The organism is Lentzea sp. NPDC004782, from assembly GCF_040609115.1.
Classification (GTDB): domain Bacteria; phylum Actinomycetota; class Actinomycetes; order Mycobacteriales; family Pseudonocardiaceae; genus Lentzea.
The window spans coordinates 132990-150173 of sequence record NZ_JBEXJN010000016.1; the positions used below are offsets into that span (position 1 = coordinate 132990).

General features: G+C 65.1%; 22 protein-coding genes. 9 read left to right on the forward strand and 13 right to left on the reverse strand.

The window, feature by feature from the left end; all coding sequences use genetic code 11:
• Positions 1-13: 13 nt before the first annotated feature.
• From ABZV40_RS17520 to ABZV40_RS17540, 5 genes are all read right to left on the reverse strand, one after another.
• A complete protein-coding gene (locus tag ABZV40_RS17520) occupies positions 14-2287 on the reverse strand; it encodes an ATP-dependent helicase (RefSeq protein ID WP_355441885.1) in 2274 nt (757 codons plus the stop codon).
• A gap of 191 nt (positions 2288-2478) precedes the next feature.
• The gene (locus ABZV40_RS17525) at positions 2479-3087 is read right to left on the reverse strand and encodes a hypothetical protein (protein ID WP_355441889.1); all 609 of its coding nucleotides are present in this window, start codon (positions 3085-3087) and stop codon (positions 2479-2481) included.
• 24 nt (positions 3088-3111) lie between these two features.
• Positions 3112-3834, reverse strand: coding sequence for a hypothetical protein (locus ABZV40_RS17530; RefSeq protein WP_355441892.1), 723 nt, complete (start codon positions 3832-3834; stop codon positions 3112-3114).
• A gap of 14 nt (positions 3835-3848) precedes the next feature.
• Positions 3849-4190, reverse strand: coding sequence for a hypothetical protein (locus tag ABZV40_RS17535; protein ID WP_355441894.1), 342 nt, complete (start codon positions 4188-4190; stop codon positions 3849-3851).
• A complete protein-coding gene (locus ABZV40_RS17540; RefSeq protein WP_355441897.1) occupies positions 4183-4923 on the reverse strand; it encodes a hypothetical protein in 741 nt (246 codons plus the stop codon). Before ABZV40_RS17540 ends, ABZV40_RS17535 begins: the two co-directional genes overlap by 8 nt.
• Positions 4924-5133: 210 nt before the next feature.
• Between ABZV40_RS17540 and ABZV40_RS17545 the strand changes: the two genes are divergently transcribed.
• Positions 5134-5319 (forward strand): hypothetical protein, encoded by a 186-nt coding sequence (locus ABZV40_RS17545; RefSeq protein WP_355441900.1) that lies wholly within the window; start codon positions 5134-5136, stop codon positions 5317-5319.
• Between the two features lie 503 nt (positions 5320-5822).
• Here ABZV40_RS17545 and ABZV40_RS17550 read toward each other — a convergent pair.
• On the reverse strand, positions 5823-7646 hold the full coding sequence (locus tag ABZV40_RS17550) for a DUF2075 domain-containing protein (RefSeq protein ID WP_355441903.1): 1824 nt from the start codon (positions 7644-7646) through the stop codon (positions 5823-5825).
• 341 nt (positions 7647-7987) lie between these two features.
• Between ABZV40_RS17550 and ABZV40_RS17555 the strand changes: the two genes are divergently transcribed.
• Positions 7988-8134, forward strand: a complete 147-nt coding sequence (locus ABZV40_RS17555) for an Imm1 family immunity protein (RefSeq protein WP_355441907.1) — start codon at positions 7988-7990, stop codon at positions 8132-8134.
• Here ABZV40_RS17555 and ABZV40_RS17560 read toward each other — a convergent pair.
• From ABZV40_RS17560 to ABZV40_RS17570, 3 genes are read right to left on the reverse strand one after another with little or no spacing between them, the layout of a single operon-like run.
• Entirely contained in the window at positions 8124-8309 is a 186-nt protein-coding gene (locus ABZV40_RS17560) for a DUF397 domain-containing protein (RefSeq protein ID WP_355441910.1), read from the reverse strand. The genes ABZV40_RS17555 and ABZV40_RS17560 overlap by 11 nt on opposite strands.
• Positions 8310-8324: 15 nt before the next feature.
• The gene (locus ABZV40_RS17565) at positions 8325-8822 is read right to left on the reverse strand and encodes a DUF5753 domain-containing protein (protein WP_355442011.1); all 498 of its coding nucleotides are present in this window, start codon (positions 8820-8822) and stop codon (positions 8325-8327) included.
• 6 nt (positions 8823-8828) lie between these two features.
• Positions 8829-9173, reverse strand: a complete 345-nt coding sequence (locus ABZV40_RS17570) for a helix-turn-helix transcriptional regulator (protein ID WP_355441913.1) — start codon at positions 9171-9173, stop codon at positions 8829-8831.
• Between the two features lie 38 nt (positions 9174-9211).
• Here ABZV40_RS17570 and ABZV40_RS17575 point away from each other — a divergent pair, with 38 nt between their 5' ends.
• Positions 9212-9361 (forward strand): hypothetical protein, encoded by a 150-nt coding sequence (locus tag ABZV40_RS17575; protein ID WP_355441916.1) that lies wholly within the window; start codon positions 9212-9214, stop codon positions 9359-9361.
• A 27-nt stretch (positions 9362-9388) separates the two neighbouring features.
• The gene (locus ABZV40_RS17580) at positions 9389-9952 is read left to right on the forward strand and encodes a hypothetical protein (protein WP_355441919.1); all 564 of its coding nucleotides are present in this window, start codon (positions 9389-9391) and stop codon (positions 9950-9952) included.
• A 143-nt stretch (positions 9953-10095) separates the two neighbouring features.
• Here the strand turns inward: ABZV40_RS17580 and ABZV40_RS17585 are convergent, their stop codons facing one another.
• From ABZV40_RS17585 to ABZV40_RS17600, 4 genes are read right to left on the reverse strand one after another with little or no spacing between them, the layout of a single operon-like run.
• The gene (locus ABZV40_RS17585) at positions 10096-10878 is read right to left on the reverse strand and encodes an ESX secretion-associated protein EspG (RefSeq protein ID WP_355441922.1); all 783 of its coding nucleotides are present in this window, start codon (positions 10876-10878) and stop codon (positions 10096-10098) included.
• Positions 10875-12059, reverse strand: coding sequence for a PPE domain-containing protein (locus ABZV40_RS17590; RefSeq protein WP_355441925.1), 1185 nt, complete (start codon positions 12057-12059; stop codon positions 10875-10877). The genes ABZV40_RS17585 and ABZV40_RS17590 overlap by 4 nt, the downstream gene beginning before the upstream one ends.
• Complete coding sequence (locus tag ABZV40_RS17595) at positions 12056-12610, reverse strand: DUF3558 domain-containing protein (protein ID WP_355441928.1); 555 nt, start codon at positions 12608-12610, stop codon at positions 12056-12058. The genes ABZV40_RS17590 and ABZV40_RS17595 overlap by 4 nt, the downstream gene beginning before the upstream one ends.
• A 26-nt stretch (positions 12611-12636) precedes the next feature.
• On the reverse strand, positions 12637-13008 hold the full coding sequence (locus ABZV40_RS17600) for a PE family protein (protein ID WP_355441930.1): 372 nt from the start codon (positions 13006-13008) through the stop codon (positions 12637-12639).
• A 276-nt stretch (positions 13009-13284) separates the two neighbouring features.
• Here ABZV40_RS17600 and ABZV40_RS17605 point away from each other — a divergent pair, with 276 nt between their 5' ends.
• The 5 genes from ABZV40_RS17605 to ABZV40_RS17625 all read left to right on the forward strand — a co-directional run bounded on the left by ABZV40_RS17605 (position 13285) and on the right by ABZV40_RS17625 (position 17128).
• Entirely contained in the window at positions 13285-13632 is a 348-nt protein-coding gene (locus ABZV40_RS17605; protein WP_355441932.1) for a hypothetical protein, read from the forward strand.
• Positions 13633-13642: 10 nt separating this feature from the next.
• Positions 13643-14407 (forward strand): hypothetical protein, encoded by a 765-nt coding sequence (locus tag ABZV40_RS17610; RefSeq protein ID WP_355441934.1) that lies wholly within the window; start codon positions 13643-13645, stop codon positions 14405-14407.
• The gene (locus ABZV40_RS17615) at positions 14407-15129 is read left to right on the forward strand and encodes a hypothetical protein (RefSeq protein WP_355441937.1); all 723 of its coding nucleotides are present in this window, start codon (positions 14407-14409) and stop codon (positions 15127-15129) included. Before ABZV40_RS17610 ends, ABZV40_RS17615 begins: the two co-directional genes overlap by 1 nt.
• A 23-nt stretch (positions 15130-15152) precedes the next feature.
• Complete coding sequence (locus ABZV40_RS17620; RefSeq protein ID WP_355441941.1) at positions 15153-15692, forward strand: hypothetical protein; 540 nt, start codon at positions 15153-15155, stop codon at positions 15690-15692.
• Positions 15693-15799: 107 nt separating this feature from the next.
• Positions 15800-17128 (forward strand): DUF2786 domain-containing protein, encoded by a 1329-nt coding sequence (locus ABZV40_RS17625; RefSeq protein ID WP_355441944.1) that lies wholly within the window; start codon positions 15800-15802, stop codon positions 17126-17128.
• The last annotated feature ends 56 nt before the right edge of the window (positions 17129-17184 follow it).

Consider the following 17184-nt stretch of genomic DNA (forward strand, 5'->3'; position numbering starts at 1 on the left):
CAACCACAAGCACTCACGACTGCTGGATCGGCGAGGACAGGAACTCGCTTGGCTCCGCCGTGTGCGACACGTAGAGCGAGTCCCGGGCTCGGGTGCACGCGACGAACAACAGGCTGCGTTCGCGTTGCAGATCATGCTTGTGGGATACCGGATCCTCCGAAGTCGGAGTGATCGACCAGCTCGCCGGCACGACACCGTCATCTACACCGATCACCGCCATGCAGCGAAATTCATGTCCTTTCATCGCATGCATCGTGCCGACCTGGACCCCACTTGACGCGCCATGTGGTATCCCGGCCCGATCAAGGGCTGTTTCCGCACGTTCGACCTGATCCTTCGTGCGTGCTGCCACTCCGATCGAGCTCGGTTCGACCTCGGCTTTCAGCCATTCCCTGACCTGATCGACGAGACCTTCGAGCTCAGCGTCGCGGTGCTCGAAGCCGCGAGCGATCGGATTGCGACCATGAATGGGAGAGCGATACCCGGCAAGCCTGTCCGGCTCGTCGTCGAGCCCGTGCGTCGCGGCTCTACCAAGCACACGTACGGACCAGTTCAGGATCTCCTGCGTCGTGCGGTAGTTGACCGTGAGACGGTAGCTCCGGCCGACGACCTTGATCCCGAGGCTGCCAAGCGATACGCGGTTGTTGTAGATCCGTTGGTTGGGATCGGCGACGATGAACATGTCATCGTGTTCATACGGCGCCAGCGCGCGCAGTAGCCGCCACTGCATGGGATGAAGATCCTGTCCTTCATCCACGATGACGTGCCGGTATTTGGTCTGGTTGTGGTTCGCCGCGAGTCGCGCCGCTTCGGCGGCGACCTGGAGATGGGTGTGCTTGCGGAGCCTGCGCAGTTCACCGAGGACGATGCCGATCGCGTCCCACACTCGTTGCTTCTGGAAGAGACCGAGTGCCCTGCCTCGGCCAGGTCGGCTGCAACGCTGGTAGGCAGACAGGTCGGAGATGCCCTGGGCGAGAATGACCTGCTCCCACTCGCGCTCCAGGAACGCGGCGCTGAACTCGTCGGTGGCCGCGCGCCGCCACAGGCTTTGCAGTGTGGGGCGCCGGACGATGTCAGGCGCTTTGCCGTACGCCTCCGTGACGATACGGTTGGCGAGCTTGTCGACGTTTACCACTTCGATCCGGCGTCGAACGTTCTCATCGTTGATGACAAGATCCACCTGGTTCCGCAGTGCACTGGCGAGATCGCGAGTGAAAGTGGTCAGGAGGATCGGCGCGTTCTGATCAACAGGCTGCTGCTTGGCCAGGAATGCCGCCCGGTGCACAGCTGTCACGGTCTTCCCGGTGCCGGCACCACCGCTGACCAGCACAGGTCCCCGATACGTCTTCCGAACGAGCGAACGCTGGCGTTCGTCCAGGAAGACCCGCCAGACGTCGAACGGATGTGCCAGCACGTCGGCCAGCTCCGCAGGGCCGGATACCAGCAGGTACTTGTCAGGCATGCGCTGTGCTGCCGCCGACAGATCCTCCGCGTCGATCTCGACGGGGGGTTCGGCACCGGCGAGGTGTTTGCTGACCTCCTGCCATGCCTCGTCGAGGCTCATCCCCGAGGCCAATGCCACCAGCGCGTCGTACTGTGCGACAGGTAGCAGACTCGCGAGTGTGTCGAGATGCGTCTCCGTGGTCAGCAGTCTGATCAACGGCAGCAGCTTCTCGTCGATGCCCAGCCTGACCAGATCGTGGTCTTTGAAGGCGTCGAACAGCCGGATCTCGCTGGACCCGGCCATCTGTGCGAGGGTCGGCTCAATGGTCTCCAGAGCTTCCTGGTTACGGACTTCCAGCACACCGATGGCCTGGTTGACCGTGAACACCCGGCTGATCGCAAACGAGTTCGCTTTGTCGTGCGGCAAAACGGTGAGCAGCCAGTACTCGTCACCCCGCTGCGGGGCGAGTACAACACCCCGCCAGAACTGGGTGATCCGGATCGTCCGGATGTTCGGGTCCTTGGCACCCTCGAGCTTCTCCAGATGCAGGCCCGCGTGGGTGTGTTTCGCGAACAGGCCAATGGATTTGTCCACGGCACGTTGCACGTGTTTCTCAAGTTCGGCGTAGCCCGAAAGGAACTCCTTGGCGATACCCAACCGTGGCACTCGTACGTCTCCCTCACGGGTGATCGGGCCGATTGCGATGACAGATAGTAGCGAGAGGGCTACACGGTTGACGCTTGTTTGGGCCGAACACGAGGGAAGGGATTTGAACACCCTGGTGCCATAGCCGATCGGCGGCTCCCCGAGCAGCAGTCTTCGCTGGCTCGAGCGCAGTGCCATGACTGCCGCTGGCACTGCACCTGGCTTCACTTCGCCAATGACTGCGCGCTGCCGCACGAAGGCCCGGACCAGGCCGAGTCCGGTGCCGCGGCGCTCTGCGACACCGCCGAGCGGTTGGAACTGGACTGGGACGTCGAGTGATAGTGCACCGCGGGGTGGCTGGCACCTGATCGGTGCCGACCACCCGGCCGTCACTGTGGTTGCACGGCAGCAAAGAACTGTTTCGCCAGCTTGCGCACGAGGCCCCGGCACTGTTCGTTGTTCCCAGGGGTAGGCGTCTTGCGATTGCTGCTGCCTGCACTTATCACGGCGTTCTCATCGAGAATCTCCAAGGTGCAGCCGTTGGTGTCGTCTCTCTTCCATCGGGCATCCGAACCGAGGTTGACGCTGTTGTCCCTCTCACGTGCCGGACCGCGGTCGAGGAACTCCTTCTTGGCGCGTTCTGCTCCGGTGTGGACGCCGGTGATGTCCGCGGTGGTGTCCCAGTACTGAATCCTGAAGACGACAAGCGAGTCATCATCCCGGAACGGGCAGATTCGCATGGACCACTTGGGACCTTCCTGCTTGTCATCCGGTAGAGGGGGAGGCAGGTCGCTGGCCAGCTTCTGCCGGACTTCCGAGCAGCTCTTCCAGTCGGAGGTGGAATACTTGTCCGGTGGCGGGGGCGGTGTGGTCGACGTCGTGCTCGAACTGAACGCGGGCGTCTGGATCGGCTCGACACTGCAGCCACCCAAGAGCGTCACCACGGCCGATGCCATGCCGATGCGCTGGATCCACCTGTGGTGAGGTTTCGTGCTCATGACTTTCCTGTCGTGGATGCGAACTCAGCCCGTGACTGCCTGCGGCCACTGGTTCTTGGGAAGCTTGGGGTCGCTCATCATGCTCAGGATGTCCCGCACCTTGCTGAGGGCCTCCGCGAACCTCTTGGCGATACCGACCAGGTTGTCCAGCGACTGGGTGACGAGGGCGCCGATGGCGCCGGCTAGATCTGTGACCGTGAACGGGATTTCGACAACGGTGGCTGCCTCGATCGCGGCGGCGACGAGTGCGCCGAGGAAACCGGTCACCATCTCGGCGAGCTTGGTCATGTACTCGATGTTGTACTTCGCAATGTCCATGAGCCACTTGCTGACGTTGCCCGACTTGGTCGCGACAGCGGCAATCGCGTCGTTCTGTGCCGTGACCTTGTCCTGGTACTTCGTGCTGGCCGGACCAGTCCAGTAGTAGGCCAGGTCGGTCTTCTCGTGGACAAGGTTGTTCATCGGTGCCTGGACCTTTTCGACCCAGCTGAAAGATTGCCAGATTAGCGACACGACGGGCCAGTGGTGTTCCATGGCCGTTCTGATCAGTTTGAAGAGCGTTTCCAAGCCGTCCCGGATCGTGTCCAGGGCAGGACGGATCGCGAACATCGCCGGACCGAGCACGTACCGCCAGCCGTGGATGTGGTGAACTGCGGCGTTGAACTTGTCAGCACATTCGCGGGCTTTGTCTTCGAGACCTTGGAACCCTCGCTCGAACAGGTTGGTCATCTCGTCACGACCGGACATCGGGGCTTCAGCTCCTACGCGCTGTAGAACTTGGCGAGGTCGATCTCGTTGACACTCTCGGTTCGGTCGTACTCGTCGGCGATCCTGCGCAACGCGACATCGATCTGGCCGAACTCGGTGACCGCGCCCTGAACAACCTTCTCCATGAAAGCGCGGAAGTTCTCGTACTGATCGGCCTCGAGCTTGGCGTTGATCATTCCCACACCGAGCGTTGCGGGGTCGCCGACGAAGAACGCGGTGGCCGACAGGTAGGCCTCCTGAACCGCCCGCACGATCGGCTCGGCCTTGTCCGCCTTCTCCTGCCACAGCTTGGCTTCTTTGCGCAGCTCTGACGTGACAACCTTGAAGTCATCCATGTTCGTCCCTCTTGCCCAGCACCTTGAAGTCGTCGAAGTACTCGTCGTCCGCGTCGCCGCCGCTGCCACGCGGTCGCGCTGCCGGACGGGGTCGTTCCCCTGGATCGACTCCGAAACCCGCACGGGCGAACAACTGCAGGATGTCCTCGGCCAGCACTGTGACGGACGGGTTGTCCAGCGCCTGGGGATTGCCGTGGATCGCGATCGGGCCACCATCGCGTACATGCATCGTGAGATAGCCGAGTGGACTGCGGATCTCGGTCGTGTTCACCTGCGGAGCCTGCGTTCGGCGGCGGATAGCGTCGTACTCCGCGTCGACGGCGTCGAGTCGGGACCTGGTCCCCGCGATGAACTCCTCGATCGACAGCCCAGCAGGGTCTACCAAGGGTTCGGCTGGTGCGGGCGGGCCGGCGGACTTCACGGGTTCAGGAAGCCGGTAGGTGGATTCCACGGCGAGCGCGCACTGAACCGCGGTGATGTACGTGTTGTAGAGCGCGGCCGGGAATTCCTCCGGCCTGAGTTGCTCGTACCATCGCGGACGAATTCGAATCTTCGTCACCATTCGAAACCTGTTCACCGTAACGGTGATGAGCCCGTCCGGGTCGCTGGCCTCGTACGTCTCAGCCGGCTGAAGTCGAACGCCACCCGGACGAGTGAGTTCGTCGAAACGAGCCCTCGTTTGCGGGTCGTCAGGAATGTTCAGACTCGCCAGCTCAATGTGCTCGAGCGGCACAAGGCCTCCTCTCGGACTTCAGATAGACCTCATGAGCCACGAGGCGACCATAGCGGCATGCCGTGCCTGTCATGTGCATCTTGGAGTAATCGGCTTGTCACTCTCGGCGACGTCGCCGCCTTCGTGCCTGTCGGCCGCGCTGGAGTCGGAGTCGCCTCCCCGCACGGCGGCCGGCCCGGCCGTGCTCCGGGACGAGCGGGGGAGAACAACGTGCTCGCGGTCTACTCGTCACCGCGCCAACTCCCGGCTGGTGTTGGGACGCCTGATCGGTGGGCGTTGGAGGAACTGCTGCCCGCGCTGCCGGGGCTGCTCGTGCTGGTGAACCCTGGTGGGCAGGTGGGCGCGGACCTCCGGGGCGAGCACCTGGTGCAGCTGGCCACAGCCCAACCTGGCTGAGTCGCGCCACGAGACCAGGTCCAATCCGGCGATCGCCGGACACGGACTCGGCGTTGCCCCTACGTCCGTGAACTGCCACGCAGAACCGGGGGTGGGGAACAAGTATGGTCAGCATGATCCAACTGCGCGATGTCAAGTGGGCCCTGGGAGACCGCGGCGAGGGGCGTCGCGTGTCTGCGGAGGTGGACCACGTCGATCAGAGCGGTGGTGGTTCGCCTTGCTCGGGAGGCCTCCGGCAGGTACCGAGCTCCGAATTGCCGCCTTCGACATCGTTGCGCAGGTTGATCACCCGCAGCCCTTCGGGCCGAATGTGCTGAGAACGTGCTGGCGATAGTCGTCATCGTCGCGTTGTTGCTTCTCGCCCGGAGTCGTGCTCGGTGTCGTGACGAGCCCCTTCGCGTTGCTGCAGGGCCGGCTACCGCTGCGCTGGACAAGCTTGGGCTGGGCGGTATTCCGGTGCTACTTGTGGCCGCCTATGTCAGCCATCGCATTGGGATGGCGCGTCATCGCGTCATCGATTGCAGGTAGTCCTGGGTTTCCTGGTCCTCTGAGTAAAGGCAAACACCCCGCATGCCTCTGGTGAGCAGCACTTTGTACGTGTTGCGGATCAACCGGGCGAAGTGGAGCTCGTCGGCTTTTTTCACTGCGGGGTCGTGCGAGTGCTCGCGTCGTGCCTCCCAGTGGTCACCGCGCCAGACGAAGTCCTTGCCGAAGATGACACCGGCCCAGTCGTACTCGAAGCCCTGGGCGGTGTAGATGCAGCCCACCTGCCCGAACCCGCGCTCGTCGCTGGCCCAGAAGTGCGACGCGGGTACGTCAGGGACTCGCTGTTCGGGCTTGGCGTTCCACGGCCGGTGCCAGTCGCCGATCCGAACGTCCGGCACCAGCACCTTCGTCCCGTTCTCGGTGACGGGATCGCTCCACTTCCAGCAGTACCCGGCCGCGATGCGCGCGGTGCCGCCCTCCTTGGCCTGCCGGTCGAGCAGCCATGCCTCCATCTCGCGCGGCGACTCCGCGCTGCGCACCACGAACTCGTCGTCGGTACGCGTCACCAGCGTCGACCACTGCGCGGGTTTGCCCGTGATGCCGAGCAGCCTGGCGACCCACGCGTCGAAGAACTCCGAACCGCCGCAGCGGAACTGACCACCGAGCTCCACCACCTGCACGTCGCAGCCTGCTGCCTCGGCCGCGAACTCGATTTCTGTTCGCGACCCCATCTCGCCGGGCCGCACCGTCTGGTTCTCGTCGAGCAGGAACACCGGCACCCTGGCGGCGTCGATCAACTCCTCGATCTGCCGGCGCGCCTTCTCCCTGACCTCCCGCTTGGTGTAGCGGTTGAGGCTGGTCTCCCTGATGCGGTGTGCCTCGTCGCAGATCAGCACGTCGAGTCCGAACTGCTCCGCGTCGATGAAGTTGTTGAAGTACTTGAACATCGTCTGCACCCGCTTGTTGCGGCTGCCCGCGTGCTTGCGCATCGTGCTGGTGAACGACGAGGAACCCGTGGCGTGGAAGACGGCCCTGCCCTGCCTGGCCAGCTCGCCGAGCAGGCTCAGCGCGATGACGCTCTTGCCGGAGCCGGGACCGCCCAGCACGATCACCACGGTCTGCTTGCGTGACGCGCGTGCCTTCTCCACTGCCCTGCGAACCAGGCTGTACGCGACCTGCTGCTCGTCCAGCAGCACGAACTGCTCGCGTTCCTGGATCTCTTTGGCCGCCACGGTGAGAAGCGGCTTGGACGGTGCGTGACGCATGGCGAGGAACTCGTCGGCGGCATCACGCGCACCGTCGCGCGTCGCGGTGTCGGTGTCGAGCAACGTGCGGAGCCGGTTGATCAGCTCGCCCTTGTTGTCGAGCGTGTAGAGCTCACCGAACTCGTCGACGCCGTAGCGCGTGATGTTCCAGACGCCGACTTTCCGCGCGTTGTGCAGATAAGCCACGCCATACACGGAATCCGGTCGTTCGGCGAGGGCGGGTGTCGAGTCGACGAGATACTCGCGGTATCGGCGCACCTGTTCGAGTGGGTGCAGCACGGGCTGCGGGTAGAACTCGACCTTCACCAGGTCGTCACCGTACGGCTCGGCCTTCGACCACTGCTTCAGCTCGACGATCACGTACGAGGGCCTGCCGTGCCGGGGGTTCTGGCCGCACAGCACCACGTCCACACGCTTCGGGCTGTGCGGCAGCTTGTGCTCCAGCAACACCTCGACGTGGCCGAGCCCAGCGTCTACGAGATCGCGGAGGAATGTCGGAAGGCTGTTCTGCCACGAGCGCACCTCACCTCTGCTCACCCCTGCCTCGAACTGGATCCGCGCCTTCTCCTCAAGCATCTTGTGCAGCCTGTCAGCCAAGGCATCGGCGAGCAGCGATTCGGCGCTCTGACGGACGAGAGCCACTGATGTTCCCCCACTTGGGCACGCGAAATACACGTGCGGGTGGGAGCAGCGACGAGGTGTCGAGCCTGATCACCTCGGTGCCCGTCGGGCCGCAGAGGAGAGGTTACCTGCAAATCGATCATTCAGCCGGAAGTCTTGTCGAACGTGGCTGGACACGCAGAGCATCGCCATACAGTGATTAATCGAGAGGAGCTTGCATCGTCGTCAGTGGGAGCTACGTCTACCGAGGATGCGAAGACGGATGAGCGTCGAAGTCCGCTATCGGACGCTGGACGGTGTTCGCCGAGGTCGACTTTCGTCCGCACTGCGAGATCCCGCTTGATCGGGTGAAGGAAGCGCTCCAGGAGTTCACGACCACCGGTCGCCGACCTGGTTGCGTGGAGTGGCGGGAAGATCCGTACAGCTCGACCATCAGCGGCTGAGACGGTTCGCCTTCGCTTCACTCAGGAATCCGGTCCACGACTGCGCTGAGAAGCGCAGGGTCGGGCCGGTCGGGTTCTTCGAGTCGCGGGTGGCGACGCCGGCACCCGCGAACGCCACCTCGACGCAGCTCGTACCGTTGCTGCTACGGCTCGACTTCCGCCACGCGGTGGTCATGGGTACTCCTCATGATCATGTGAGTTTCGCCAGGCGCGACTTGATCGCCTTGATCGTGTCGGCTGGCGACAGCGCCGCTGCGCACAGGCGCTCTGCTGCCAGAGTGGACGCCGCGACCTGATCATGATTCTGCACGTAGACAGCGCCGTCGGGGAACTCCACGTAGCCGATGCTTCGTGCCTCGTGGAAGTCGAGCAGGATGAACTCGCCGTCCAGCCCGTCGTGCACCGCGACCGATGTCGGCATGAGGTGAAGGGTGATGTTGTCGCGCTCGGCCAGCGTGAGCAGGTGAACGTACTGATCGCGTATCACGTCGACGCCACCCACAAGGCGGTCCAGTGCCGCCTCTTCGATCACTGCTCTGAAGATCAGAGGGTCGTCGTCGGTGAGGCGCTTCTGCCGTTCCATGCGCAGCTTCACGACTCGCTCGACGTCGACTGCGGCCACGCGAAGGTTGTTGACCAGCAAGGCGGCGGCGTAGGCGGGTGTCTGGAGCAGGCCGTAGATGAGCAGCGGTTCTTAGGAGAACTCGCTCTTGGCGAGACCTTCCAGGCCGACAGAGGTCTTGAGCCAGTCCGGCACGACGTCGGTGAACGGCGCCCACCAGGTGCCGTGGTCTGCGCGCCCGGCGAGCGATGCCATGCGGTCGACGTGAGCTACATCGGCGCCATAGAGGCGCAGCAGAGTGGTTACTTCCTCGGGCTGCTGTTGGTTTCGGCCGGTCTCCAGGTAGTTGATCCTCGGCTGACTGCAGCCAAGCGCCTGCCCCGCCTCGGCTTGGGTCTTCCCTGCCCGCAGACGCGCCTGACGGAGTTCGTGGCCGATGAGCCATCGCAGCGCCGACGGATCACTCCGCTCCGGCATCGCCGCACTCCTGACTGTCGATCTAGTGGTCATTCGTCGTGTGGCTGGCGGTGCCGCCGCTGTACGTGATCGTGCTCGGGCGGACCTACCTCTCGCGTTGTCGGCTGCTCTATCAGCAGCTGCGTGATCACGGCTGCGAGTGCGACTGCTGCTGCGAGGACGTGGGGCGGCACGCGCTGCGCCGCTGATGTCCTGTGTCAGATTGGAGAGAACCGATGCGCCGCGCGCTGGACGCTCTGCCGCCGGAGGGCCTGGAGTTCAAGCTCCACATTCTCCGCAGGCTGCTCGAAACCGCTCCGGAGCCGTTGAGCGTGAGTGAGGCCATGGAAGGCGGGCCGAACCGCACCGACGCGTCCGGCTGGTACGCCGTGAAGGCGCTGGAGCGCATCGGCGTGGTCGCCCCTGTCCCGAAGACCCCGGAGTGCCGCATCGCCCGCTACCGCTTGGCGGAGGGTGCGGAAGACGTCGTCGGCGAGTTCGTGGCGGATCGGTTGCGGCAGGAGTTGCCACCGCCGCTGTCACCACTGTCCGGCGGCAAGCAGTACCAACAGGTGCTTGCCGTGCTCTGCAAGGCCCCCGACGCGTGGTTCACCGTGAGCGAGCTGACGTCCAAGCTCATTCGTGTGCGGAAGTGCGCCCGCAGGCCGACGGTCGAGCTGCATGCCGCCGGCTACCTGCTCCGCCGCCTGTCGGACGGCGGGAAACCTGGCCGTGCCGAGTACCAGTACCGCCTGAATCCCGACGCCGCACCGTATGCACACGCGCTGATCGACGTGTAAGCCCTAATAGGACAGTGCTTTCCCGAAAGGCGATGCCTGTGCCCGAAGACAAGCCGATCAAGGACATGACCGTGGCCGAACTCCTGGCCAACCAGGTCGACCAGGAGCCGATCGAGCAGGCGCAGCACACCGAAGAGGACTGATCAGTTGGTGCGGCTGAGCAGTTCCGTCACGGCGTGGGTGAGCCGTCCATGGTCGGCCGGGGCGAGCGTGGACCACTCACGGCCGTCGCCCGAGGCGCGGCGGGTGAACTGCCAGCGGCCGTCCGGGGTGTCGTAGAACGACACGGCGTACGAACCGCGGCGTCGTGGGCCGAGTCCACCGTGCCGCCGCTCGCGGCGGGCCGCGCCGAACTGGCCCATGCGCACCACGTTGCCGAGCACCGAGGCGACGAGGTGGGCGTCCGGCCGCGGAATCCGGGCGTCGGCGAGCAGGTTCTCCATGCGGCCGGAGGACTCGCCGGCCCGAGCGGCGGCGTGGTCGAGCACCTCGGCCGGGAGGCTGACGGACCGGGCTCGTGGTGTTGCGTGCTCTGGCAGCAGCGACACCACCGACCGGGCCAGTGCGGTCTCGTCGATCTCCCGCAGGGTGAACTCGTCCGCGGTGAGCACCGCGAGTACCGCGTACCGTCCGACGCCCGCGGCAAGCGCGCGGACCCGTGGCCCGCTGGGATCGAGTCGTAGCCGGGCGTCGACCTCCCGTTCCGGCCGGGCCAGCACGCGCATCCAGCCGGCCAGCGCGCCGTCCAGTTCGCCGCGGTCGGTGTAGCCCTTGTCCTCCAACGATTCCCACGCCTCGCGGTGCAGCGCCCTGCGTTCGTCGAACAGGTCGCCGTGGCTGTTGATCGACAGGATCGTGGGGAACTCGCCGAGGCCGAGGCGCTCCCAGCACAGGTCGAACTCCAGCCGGGACAACCGGTATCTCACTGCTGGTCTTCTCCGATCACCGGCGGCGCCACCGTCGGGATGGTGCCCTCGCCCCACACGTCGTCCAGTTCTTCCAGGTACGGCGCGGACTTGTGCTCCTTGTCCTCCTCGTCCTGGCCACGCTGTTGCGCACCTGCTGTGCCGGCGCCCGGTGTTCCGGCCGCGCCTCGCGCGCCTGGCACACCCTGGCCGCCGCGGCCCGCCTCACCGAGAGCGCCGGTCCTGGCCGCTGGTCCACGGCCCAGCTGACCGGCCATTCCGCTGTCGGACCGTGGCGTGCTCCCGCCGGAGCTGCCGCGCGGGCCGGTGCCTCCGACTGGGGTCGCGCCTGGCGGTCGCATCGTGGGTGGGACGAGGCCGCTGATCGGCGGCTGCGGGTTCGGCGTGGGCTGCGAGCCAGGTGGTGGCGTCGGGCGCGGGACCGTGTTGGCGGGCGGCTGGTAGGCCGAGGTTCCTGTCGTGTCGTCCTTGCCCTGCAACGCAGGCGGCGTGACGCTCTGCTGCTGTTGTCGGGACTGCGTCAACTGCTCGCCGGTCGACGTGGTGCGTTGCTGCGAACTCCACTGTTGTGAGTACTGCATCTGCGAATCCGATGGCTGCTGGATCGGCGTCTCGGCAACCTGAGTGGTCACCTGCGGTGGCGGTACGAACGTGCCGATGGTCGTCACCGACGCCGCGGCACTGTCCCGGTAGGTCTTCATCACCCGCACGGCCTCGCGCTTGGCCTCGTTGGCTTTCTGCTCCTCGATGTCCTGGTCGGTCTGTCCGCCGAGCAGATGCGTCATCCCCGCCGGAATGCCGACGAAGTCGTCGTTCGCCGTCGAGGACACGTGCACCGGCGGCGGCATTCCGTTCTTCGCGGCGTGGTAGAACGACTGCTGGGCCTGCACCGAATGGTGCGTCGCCACCCCTGCCGCGCGAGCGTCCTCGGCGAACTGGGCCAGCGGCGCCATCGCACCGGAGAACGCCTCCCCGGCCGCCCCCACCCAGTGCACGCCCGCGTCCCGGTAGGCCGCCTCGATCTCGGCCTTCGCGTTCCCCATCACCGCACGGAAGCCGTTCCACGCGTCTTCCAGGGCCTGAGCGAAGGACGCGCCGGCGTCGGCGTGAATCTTGTCGTACAGCTCCTGATGCGACTTCGCGTCGAAGTTGTAGTCGCCAAGCACCGCAACCCCTCTCACTTCACCAAGTTCTGCATGGCAGCCTCGGCCAACTGCCGCGCCCCGTCGCACGGCTTCGGAAACCGATCCCTGAAACTCGGGCTGACCGAGAAGGTCGCCAGCAGGTACTGGCCGTCAGCCACATCGACCATCACGTCACAACGATCCTGGTCGGACGGAACGGTGACGGAGATCGCGGGGAATGCTGCGATCGGGGCTGTTTTCTCCGCTTGCCCGGTACGCTCGGCGCCGGTCCAGACGTCGATGCCTTCGCTCATGACCGGGGTGAGCCGGCTAGCGGCGCCTGTGACGGTCCATGAGCAATCCTTGGCGTTGAACGCCGGAGCGGTCCCCGGACGCCCAGGTCGATCGATCTTGAGCGACGGCAGCTGTTCCGCCGTGAGCAACTGGCAGGGGTCCTTGCCGTCGAGCTTGATCTCCCGAGGACGAGCAGACGACGGCTTGGCAGAGGTCGATTCCGTGGTCGGAGTGGTGCTATCGGGGGTAGCGGTTCCTCCCTTGGAGTCACTGCAAGCCGCGATGAACGCAAGCACGGTGATGCCGGCGAACATGGCGGACACAGATCGTCGCATCTGGCTCAGACACCCCTGTTCTGCTGCTGCATCGCGGTGGTGTTGACGTCCTCGACCAGGTTGTAGGTCTTGGCGATCTGGCCCAGTTGTTCGATCGTGAGATTGAGCTGGTCGATGAACTGCCTGCTCACGGCAAGAGCGGTGTCGGCGTTGTCCGCGAAGATCCTGGCTGCGTCGACGGATACCTCGTCCCGAGCCACCGGTCTTGGCAGCAGGTTGTCACCCTCTGACCACAGGAAGTCCTGAACGTTGTCGCGGACCGCCTCGAGGCGAGCTTTGAGCCCCAGTACTTCACCGGGATCGACACGCATGGTCACCGGCCCTCCAGCGGATGGCCTGTCACTTCCCCCGTCCGGCTTGCCCGCGTAGAACGGCATCGAGTTCCTCCCCCGAACCTGGATGCACGTGCTCCCTTTGGCATCTAACGACCACCGCGCGGGGGTGGTCAACCAATCTACGAGCAGAAACCCCATTAGAAGTAACGTGTCGGTACGCCTTTTGGAGGACCTCCATGAATAACCATTTAGTGCGAATGTATTCCACCTTTGTGGTGATGCTCGGCTTTCACACCCGTGCCGCCCGCTGCACCGTGCTACCGTGATCGCGCAATCGTGCGAGTGTGATTGTGCTGCCAGTGAGGTCGGGAGGGGCTCATGGCTGGCTTTCAGGTGGTCACCGAGGCAGTTCGCAAGGAAGCTGCGAAGTGGGGCGAGTTCGCTGATGAAATAGGCCCCGTGCGTGATGCGATTGCCTCGCTGACGTTGCAGCCGCTAGCCTTCTTCGTGCTGGATGCGATCACATTCGCCACGATTCCGTTGAGACTGCCGGCACCTCCGGAGGAGCTGGCGCGCTCGTACGAGGACATGCGCTCGTTCGTCGAGAAGCTGCTCGGTGAGGCACAAACCGAGTTCGCTGAGATCGCCGGGGCGCTTGTCAAGATCGCTGACACGTACGAGCAGGCCGAGGCCGTCGTCGAGCTCGAACTCGACCAGGTCTACTGAGGACAGCGGGATGACCATGACCAGTGTGGACTCGCAGTACCCAGCGTTGATCCGGGCACTTGAGGAAGCGTTCAAACTGGCCTACGAGGCGGTGAAACTCCTCATCGACAACTTCAACAAGGGTATTCACAACGTCAACACCAACCCGCTCATCTACCTGGCACCGGACATCTTCGGAAAACTGGACCGGGGCGTGAACACCCTGCGGGACTGGGTGGACAAGTTCGCGAAGGCGACAGAGCAGTTCTTCAAGCATCAGGCTCCCGTCATCGCACTGATCAAAGCAAGCTTCAACTGGCTCACCCAGATGCAGAAGCCTGTATCGGACATCGCCTCGCGAGTAGGCGACTTCGAGCAGAACAAGAACTACGGCGAGTGGACCGGCAAGGCCGCCACCTACTACAGCGTGCAGGTGGTCGCGCGGCAGCAGAAGGCGCTTGACGCGCTGAGTCCGAAAGCTGAAGCGATCAGCAAGTGGCTCACCCAGGTGGCGCAGGCGAACATCAAGTTCCTCAACACCTATGCCGCCCGGATCGGTGACATCGCCTCCAGCGGGGTTGCCGCCCTCATCTCCGCCGGCACGATCATCGGCGCGCTGGAGGCGATCGGCGACGCTGCGGAGGTGTGCGGGAAGTTGGTCGACAGCGCTGTCACCGTGTTCGGCGACAGCGTGGAGTACTACAGCCAGGCGATGAGCTTCATGCGTGATGCGGTGAGCACTCGCAGCAGCACCGGAGCATTCCCCAGAGACGCATGGCCGCAGGCGGTGAGCTGATGACCGACTTGAGCGCGTTGGCTGACGAGCTGCGCAACATGAAGCTGGCCGAGCTACGGCTGCCGCGGATTCCCCTCGGTCCGCGGCGGCCGTCGCCGGAGCTACCCGCAGGGCCCGCCGACGAGTACACGGCCGCCGATGCCTCGCGGTCGTTGCGGGTGACTGTCGATCCCGAGGGCAAGGTGCTGCGCTTCGACGTGGCCGGTTCCTGGCTCTCGCGGCTGCCCGCCGCCGAATTCGGGTCGGCGTTGATGGCGACCTATCAGGACGCGTTGGGGATCGCCGCTGCCGTCGAACGTCAGGCGCGCCGCAACCAGCCGGAGCCGGAAGCGCCGGTCAGCTTCGAGAGCTGGTCCGGTGCTGAGGATCTGGAGACGTTCCTGGCGAGGACCAGGGCCGAGCAGGTTGCGATCGGCCAGAAGCTGAGTGAGGCCAGGGAGAGTGCGGCCAGGGTGTCGTACGACGTGACCGAGCTGCGCAGTCCCCACGGGTTCGTGACGCTCCAGGTGCGCACTGGCGCGCTTGTCGGGCTGACGGCGAACACCGACGCGATTTCCCGAGCGAAACCCGGTCAGGTGCAGCAGGACCTGTGGGAGGTGTTCGGCGATGCGGGCCTCATTTCGAACCGCGCATCGGCACCGGTGAGCAGGCCGTCGCGCAGTCGGCCGCGGGTCGAGGAAGATCCGGAAGAGGACCTGTGGAAAGGCCTGGGAGGCAAGTGAATCGGTCAGTGAGGATCGCGGGTGTGCTGCTGTTTGCGCTGAGTGCGGGCGCGTGCGGAGGCACGAACGTGCGGCCGATCGAGCAGCCGGCGTTCACCACACCGACCACCCCCGCGGCTGCCAAGTACAAGGCGGTGCCGACCTGCAAGCAGATCGAGCAGAAGGTGCAGGGGTTGCCGAAGTTCCGGTCGGGCAACGAGAATCCGTCGCCGTTCGTGGACATGTTCACGGGGTGCGAGTTCCAGAACATTCCCGATTTCCCTCGTATCGGGCTGGACATCTCGGTGTGGCGCGATGAGCCGGGCAGAGCGAAGGCGCGTGAGCGGTTCGACGACTTCACGGATCCGGTTGACGACGGGCCCGCTGATGTGGGCGTTGGTGAACAGGCCAAATGGCAGAACGCCAAGGACAACGACAGCTGTTACCTGATCATCCTCGACGCCAACGCCGTGCTGTTGCTCAACAACAAGCCGTCCGACAAGACGAATCCGAGATCGGAGGCGTGCCGGGGCAGGCTGAAGGAGCTGGCCGGGACGTTTTACGCCGCGGTCCAGCCGAGCTGACCCGCATCTCAAACCGCCGCCGGACAGGCGGGTGCCGGAAGGCGGACGCGGAGCTGTCGGACCGCGTCATTACCCTGACTGGGACGACTACCACGAGGAGAGCCTGGGTGGGCAAGCGCAACCGCGAGAAGCGGGCTGCGAAGAAGAAGGTCAGGGCGAGTCGTGGCTCGACCTCACCTCGGGATGCCTTCGACGGCCATGAGGAGGTGTGGACGCCTCTGGTCGTGACGCCGGAGATGGTGGCGGAATCGTTGAAGGAGGCGGCCTTCGCCCGCGCGTCCGACACGGACGTGGTGGACAGGTGCGTGGCGGATCTCGCGGGTCCCAGGCCCGTCGCCGACCCCCGGACGGTGGCCATCGGTGCCGGGATCGTGCTGGGCGTGGCGATCGACCTGGTCTGGAAGAAGGGCTGGACGCCCGTCGATGTTCGCGAGCACCTTCGCCGGAACGCCAACTCGGCGGCGGACAGCCTGCTGATCGATCTGATCGCCGCGGACACGGCGAAGCACTCTTCGTCCACTGTGGACGAGCGGTGGGTGGCGCAGGTCCGCGGCCTCGGCGCCGAGGTCTGGTGGAAGCCTGGTGTGCCGCAAGTGTTGCAGTGGATGGACCGGCGTGGAGCCGATCTTGGGTTCGCGGTGCGCACCACGATCGTGTTGATCGACGAGTTGATGAAGATGCCCAAGCTGCCGCGCATCCTGCCGGTGCCGGGGTCGGCGTCCGCGCGAACGTCCGCCTCGGTGAGCGGTGTGGACCAGAAGGTGCTGGCGCGGGTTCGGGCCCTGCTGGCCAAGGCGGAGTCCACTCAGTTCCCCGAGGAGGCCGAGGCTCTCTCGGCCAAGGCGCAGGAGCTGATGAACCGGCACGCCTTCGAACGCGCCGTCCTCGACGCCGACCAGAAGCGGAAGCAGACGGCGTCGTCCAGCCGGTTGTGGCTTGATGCCCCGTATCTCGACGCCAAGGCACATCTGGTCCACCAGATCGCCGCGGCGAACCGGTGCCGGTCGGTGTTCTACCCCCGGATCGGGTTCGTCGCGCTGGTCGGGGAGTCGATGGATCTGGAGATCACCGAGCTGCTGGTCACGTCCCTGCAGGTGCAGGCGACTCGTGCGATGGTCGCCGAAGGAAGCCAGGTCACGCGAAGCGGAACGTCGCGCACGCGGTCGTTCCGGCAGTCGTTTTTGATCTCGTACGCCACGCGCATCGGAGAACGGCTCGAAGGGGCCGGTGCTCGTGCGCACGATCCGGTCGAGGACGAACGACTGCTTCCGGTGCTGGCCGAGCGGTCCCAGGTGGTCGAGGAGACGTTCGAGAAGATGTTCAGCAATCTCGTCCAGAGGTCGGCGACGGTCACCAACGGCGCGGGGTGGGAGGCGGGCCGAGCGGCCGCCGACCGTGCGGACATCACCGTCGGGCGCCAAGCCGTCGACGCCTGAGTTCGGGCTGGCCGTCCGTTCGCTCCACGTCGATGAAGGGCGCCTTCCTGCACCTC

Excerpts from the sequence above, each read along its gene's own strand:
- ABZV40_RS17615 (WP_355441937.1), top strand. The coding sequence starts at position 14,407 with ATGACCGACTTGAGCGCGTTGGCTGACGAGCTGCGCAACATGAAGCTG.
- ABZV40_RS17580 (WP_355441919.1), top strand. The coding sequence starts at position 9,389 with ATGCGCCGCGCGCTGGACGCTCTGCCGCCGGAGGGCCTGGAGTTCAAG.
- ABZV40_RS17535 (WP_355441894.1), bottom strand. The coding sequence starts at position 4,190 with ATGGATGACTTCAAGGTTGTCACGTCAGAGCTGCGCAAAGAAGCCAAG.
- ABZV40_RS17525 (WP_355441889.1), bottom strand. The coding sequence starts at position 3,087 with ATGAGCACGAAACCTCACCACAGGTGGATCCAGCGCATCGGCATGGCA.
- ABZV40_RS17600 (WP_355441930.1), bottom strand. The coding sequence starts at position 13,008 with ATGCCGTTCTACGCGGGCAAGCCGGACGGGGGAAGTGACAGGCCATCC.
- ABZV40_RS17605 (WP_355441932.1), top strand. The coding sequence starts at position 13,285 with ATGGCTGGCTTTCAGGTGGTCACCGAGGCAGTTCGCAAGGAAGCTGCG.
- ABZV40_RS17560 (WP_355441910.1), bottom strand. The coding sequence starts at position 8,309 with ATGACCACCGCGTGGCGGAAGTCGAGCCGTAGCAGCAACGGTACGAGC.
- ABZV40_RS17595 (WP_355441928.1), bottom strand. The coding sequence starts at position 12,610 with ATGTTCGCCGGCATCACCGTGCTTGCGTTCATCGCGGCTTGCAGTGAC.
- ABZV40_RS17520 (WP_355441885.1), bottom strand. The coding sequence starts at position 2,287 with ATGGCACTGCGCTCGAGCCAGCGAAGACTGCTGCTCGGGGAGCCGCCG.
- ABZV40_RS17550 (WP_355441903.1), bottom strand. The coding sequence starts at position 7,646 with ATGCTTGAGGAGAAGGCGCGGATCCAGTTCGAGGCAGGGGTGAGCAGA.
- ABZV40_RS17530 (WP_355441892.1), bottom strand. The coding sequence starts at position 3,834 with ATGTCCGGTCGTGACGAGATGACCAACCTGTTCGAGCGAGGGTTCCAA.
- ABZV40_RS17610 (WP_355441934.1), top strand. The coding sequence starts at position 13,643 with ATGACCATGACCAGTGTGGACTCGCAGTACCCAGCGTTGATCCGGGCA.
- ABZV40_RS17570 (WP_355441913.1), bottom strand. The coding sequence starts at position 9,173 with ATGCCGGAGCGGAGTGATCCGTCGGCGCTGCGATGGCTCATCGGCCAC.